The sequence below is a fragment of the Candidatus Magnetobacterium casense genome, from assembly GCF_019173545.1.
In the GTDB taxonomy this organism is placed as follows: domain Bacteria; phylum Nitrospirota; class Thermodesulfovibrionia; order Thermodesulfovibrionales; family Magnetobacteriaceae; genus Magnetobacterium; species Magnetobacterium cryptolimnobacter.
The window spans coordinates 1-4,723 of sequence record NZ_JABXWD010000284.1 but is presented as its reverse complement, the minus strand read 5'-3'; the positions used below and the strand labels follow the sequence as shown (position 1 = coordinate 4,723).

The window sequence follows — 4,723 nt, the reverse complement described above, 5'->3', positions numbered from 1 at the left end:
AGGAAGCCAGCGGTATTGTCAGAGAAAAGAAACTCGGCCAGATTAGCGATGCCGGTGAAATAAGGGAAACAGTGAAGCAGGTGATAGCTGATAACCCCGGGGCAGCAGCGGACTATGTGGCCGGCAAGCAGCAATCCTTGACTTTTATCGTAGGTCAGGTCATGAAAGCCACCAGGGGACGAGCTAATCCGGGCAAGGTGAGAGAGATTATTATTCAGGAGCTAGGAGGTAAATGAATTGCCTACTTATCTTTTGGTCGCCCAGATACTGGTTTCAGCAGCCTTGATTGCCAGTGTACTATTCCAATTGCGCGGTGGAGGCATAGGGGGTATCTTCGGACAGGCCGACTCGGTCTATCGCACCCGGCGAGGGATAGAAAGCACCCTTTTCAAACTGACCATAGTCCTGGTCATCGTGCTTGTGGTTCTGGCCACTCTGATCGCCGCACAGTCATAGTATCCATAGATGAGTTTCATAATAACTCTGACCACCGACTTCGGGTACGATGATGCCTACGTTGCCGCCGTAAAAGGCGCCATCCTGAACATCAACCCTGAAGCCAGTATCGTGGATGTCAGTCACTCTATCAAGCCGCAGGACATACTTCAGGCTGCTTTCATACTCAATTCTGCTTATCGCTACTTCCCGAAGCAAACAGTTCACCTGGCTATTGTTGACCCTGGCGTAGGCAGCGAGCGCCGGGGAATAATACTGAAAACGCCTTCGGCCATGTTCGTGGCCCCCGATAATGGCATCCTCAGCTACGTAATTGATGATTTGTTTTCCGTTGAAGGTGGCCCAGTAATGGAACAGAGTCACGGTCTTACGGAGATAGTATTTAAGGCTGGCCTTGAGGCTGCGGCCATTACCGATCCGCGCTTCTGGCGTCATCCGGTAAGTCCTACCTTCCACGGAAGAGATGTCTTTGCCCCGGTGGCGGCCGGCCTTTCTCTCGGGATTTCGCTTTATGAATTTGGGGAGAAAATTAACTCTCTGCACGTTCTTCCCGTACCGAGGCCGTCGCTTGACCCGGACGGTAATCTGGTTGGTCAGGTCCTGCACATAGATCGCTTTGGCAACCTGATAGCAAATATCAGGAACAGCAGTCTGCCCGGGAAAAACGTCGTGGTTGAGGTGGCCGGGCAACGCATCCAGGGCATCAGCGACTATTACGCGCAGAAAGAAGGGGTAGTGGCTGTCGCGGGTAGCAGCGGCTACCTTGAGGTATCGCTAAGAGATGGGAGCGCTTGCGATTTCCTGGGCGTTGGAGTGGGGGAAGAAATAAGGGTGATTCCGGTTGCATAATGAGACGGCACCGGACACGGCAATCCAGATTATCGTGCTGTGCGAAAAAACCGCCGCAAGTATGACTCCTCTCACCGATATCCAATAGTGCTAGGCCGGGCATCGATCTCTGGTGGGCATCCTCGCTGTCAGCACTTTCAGGAAGAAAGTGGTAATATATCAGGTGATACCATGAGGACGCTGAAATGCCTGGCGATAGTCGCAGCAATCACATTGCTATTGAGCTCATCGTGCACATCGTGGTTTATTGCCGGTTTGGAGGCTGAGTCGCAATGGATTGCTCCTCTGGGTAGCATTGGGGTGACCTGTGTTATTTCAGGTTCCGATGGAGGCGGCTTGACTTATCATTGGTCAACGAATGGAGGTAGTATTGACGGCACCGGCGCCGTTGTTGACTGGATTGCGCCCGAGCAAGTTGGCATGTATGACATCGCAGTCAACATCACGGACGGCGAAGGTGGGCAGCACACAGCCTCGATAAGTCTGGTTGCATCGAACGGTCCTCCGCCGACAATTGAAGACCTGATTGTCACTGCCAGCCACAAGTATTTGAAAGTGAGTGCCGAGGGATACAAGGTCGGGAGGGCGCAGAATTACAGTATCGAGTGCGTCGCCTCTTCGAACACGAGCGGCAACCTGACCTATGAATGGTCCTGCACAGGTGGCGAGATTAATGGCCAGGGTTCCGTCATCAATTGGACGGCTCCGGATGCGGTGGTTACCATCACGGTCACAGCAAAAGTGTTCGATGCTCTCAATAATTGGGTCAGAAAGAGCGTGACTTTGGAGGTGGTGGCCTGCTCAGAGTGTACCTTCTGATGAGATCGCCAGACCAATGCTAATGCCAGCCACGGCCGTAGTACTCCGAGACAAGACCTCCAAGCATGAACGCCACGTAGTAGTGGTTTTCTCCATCTTGGAGAAGTGATAATATACACGGTGCTCTGATGTGAGCTTGAACAGAAATCAGATTTAGGAGACGCAAACTAATGAGTAGAAGGAAATTGGCAGCAATCATAGGAATTGTGGTGGCAGCAGTGGTAGTTGCGGTCCTGTTGGACACGATGTTGGCCAACCATCAGCCGGCTATCGTGGGTCTGAAGACTGAGCCGGAGAGGGTGGCTCCTTCGGGAACATGCCAGATCGTCTGCAACGCTACGGACTCCGATGGCGACCAACTAAGCTATGGATGGTCGGCTGACGGAGGCGCCATAAGCGGAGAAGGACCTACGGTTACCTGGACCGCTCCAGGCGCTACGGGCTCTTACAATATTACAGTCCTGATTAGCGACAGTCGCGGAGGTGCAGCCACTGATTATGTGACTGTCACCGTAAAACGCAATAATCCGCCAACGATTAGTAATCTGGTAGCCAGCCCGGTCTGGACTCTTCCCTCGGGCAGTCTCAATGTGACCTGCGATGCCTCGGACTCTGATGGAGACGAACTGAGCTACGAATGGATAGCCAGCGCGGGTAATATCTCTGGCACAGGTGCAGCTGTAATCTGGGCTGCTCCTCAGGAAGTTGCTGTATACAACATAACAGTTGTGGTCAGGGATGGCCATGGTACCTCGACTACGAGAACCCTGGGTATCACCGTGGCAACAGAGCAACCACCGACTATTGACCAGTTGCTTGTCACGGCAGAACATTGCTACCTGAAGACACAACCCTGGGGATACAAAGTCGGGAAGGCACATGATTATCAGATTGAGTGTGTCGTCGCAGGCCCCGGCGAATCGGTTTATGAGTGGTCATGCACGGGCGGTAATATTTCTGGCGAAGGCTCCATGATTACCTGGACTGCCCCAAGCCCGTCCGGTACCATTGACATCACTATCACAGCGATGGTTTCCTACGATGGCGTTAACAAGGCCGTTAAGAACCTGCTTCTCCAGGTGGTGAGCTGCAACAGCTGCACGTTCCCAGGCTGCTCAGAATGAAAGCAGCTCTCGGCAAAGGGATGCCTTTCCCAGCCGCAATCTGTGCGCCGCCCACCTTTCTCGTGGGGAATCCTAGACAGGGCGGGTCATCTTGAGGTTATATTTATCAATGTACCACAGATTGGCCGATTTTCTGAAACGCACTTTTCGGGACCGCTTCAAGAGATACTTGATCATATCGCTGATTGTCCTGGGAATCGTGATCGGGTTTACGAGTCAGGGAACATCAAGCTCTGGCGATGGATTCGAGATCCATTTCTTCTATCTTCCGGGGTGTTCGCACTGTGAAGAACAAGAGTTATTCAATGAGAAGCTGGAAAGCGAATACCTTGCGATTAACATCACCCGCCACGACGCCACCACACCCGCAGGGACGACCTTGCTGTCCCAGATGCTTGAAGAGCGGGGCATAGAATATGACCCAGGCTTTCCCGTGACAATCTTCGAGAACCAGGTATTTGGCGGTTGGGAATCCGAAGAAATCACAGGCACAGCCATTGAGGAAGCCTTGCAGCAATGTCTGGCCGGGGACTGTCCACCTCCAACGGGGCAGGGGCCGCGAGACACAATTGTATTGCCCCTTATAGGGGAAATCGACCCCTCAGCTTATTCGCTTCCAGCTCTGGCGGTGGTTCTGGGGGCTGTGGATGGCTTCAACCCCTGTGCCATGTGGGTGCTTGTCTACCTCATATCTATAGTAGCGACTTTGAGGGATAGAAGAAGAATATGGCTGATTGTCGGCTCTTTTGTTCTGGCTTCGGGAATCCTCTATTTCCTGTTCATGACAGCATGGCTCAACGCTTTCTTGTTCATTGGCTATGTCAAACCAATAACGGTTGTCATCGGCCTCGTGGCTCTGGGCGGCGGGATACTGCAGATAAGGGAGGTCGTAAAAGCAAAAGGCGCCATTGTCTGTGAGGTTACCAGCGAGGAATCACGAAAGAAGACCATGACCAAAGTGCAGAGAATCGTGTCCTCCCCCATAACCTTGGGGACGATAATTGGGATCATAGCTCTGGCCTTTGCCGTAAACTCTGTCGAGTTCGTTTGCTCCGCAGCGATCCCGGCAGTGTTCACCCAGGTCCTCTCGCTGGCCAGTCTCACCAATGTGCAACACTATAGCTACATTCTGTTATACGTTTTGTTCTTTATGCTCGACGACCTGGTGATCTTCGGCACGGCCGCTTTTGCTCTGACTTCAAGATTGGGTGACCGGTATGCGAAGTACTCCAGGCCGGTGGGTGCCACAATATTGATAATTCTGGGGGTACTGCTCCTCATCTGTCTTTACTCTACACGGCTTGAGTTCTTGAAACCCGTCTGCAGCATACTGTGGTAGGCCGCTGAAAGTGCCTCGGCGTGGGACTCCGTGTGCCTCAGAACTACAGCCCTCGTATCCAGTCAAAAACCCCGATCATCTCGAGACCCGCGTAGACAACAAAAGCTATGAATATATACCTCAGCGGTTTCGCCGG

5 protein-coding genes and 1 pseudogene are annotated in these 4,723 nt (G+C 52.7%); all 6 read left to right on the top strand.

Annotated elements, in window-relative coordinates; translation table 11 throughout:
• Positions 1-236, top strand: a pseudogene (locus tag HWQ67_RS13385) (Asp-tRNA(Asn)/Glu-tRNA(Gln) amidotransferase subunit GatB); the annotation flags it as partial.
• 1 nt (position 237) lies between these two features.
• Complete coding sequence (gene secG / locus HWQ67_RS13380; RefSeq protein ID WP_218253191.1) at positions 238-456, top strand: preprotein translocase subunit SecG; 219 nt, start codon at positions 238-240, stop codon at positions 454-456.
• Between the two features lie 9 nt (positions 457-465).
• Positions 466-1,305 (top strand): SAM hydrolase/SAM-dependent halogenase family protein, encoded by an 840-nt coding sequence (locus HWQ67_RS13375; protein ID WP_218253190.1) that lies wholly within the window; start codon positions 466-468, stop codon positions 1,303-1,305.
• Between the two features lie 171 nt (positions 1,306-1,476).
• Complete coding sequence (locus HWQ67_RS13370) at positions 1,477-2,124, top strand: hypothetical protein (protein WP_218253189.1); 648 nt, start codon at positions 1,477-1,479, stop codon at positions 2,122-2,124.
• 170 nt (positions 2,125-2,294) lie between these two features.
• Entirely contained in the window at positions 2,295-3,248 is a 954-nt protein-coding gene (locus HWQ67_RS13365; RefSeq protein WP_218253188.1) for an Ig-like domain-containing protein, read from the top strand.
• Positions 3,249-3,357: 109 nt separating this feature from the next.
• Positions 3,358-4,587 (top strand): hypothetical protein, encoded by a 1,230-nt coding sequence (locus tag HWQ67_RS13360; RefSeq protein WP_218253187.1) that lies wholly within the window; start codon positions 3,358-3,360, stop codon positions 4,585-4,587.
• The last annotated feature ends 136 nt before the right edge of the window (positions 4,588-4,723 follow it).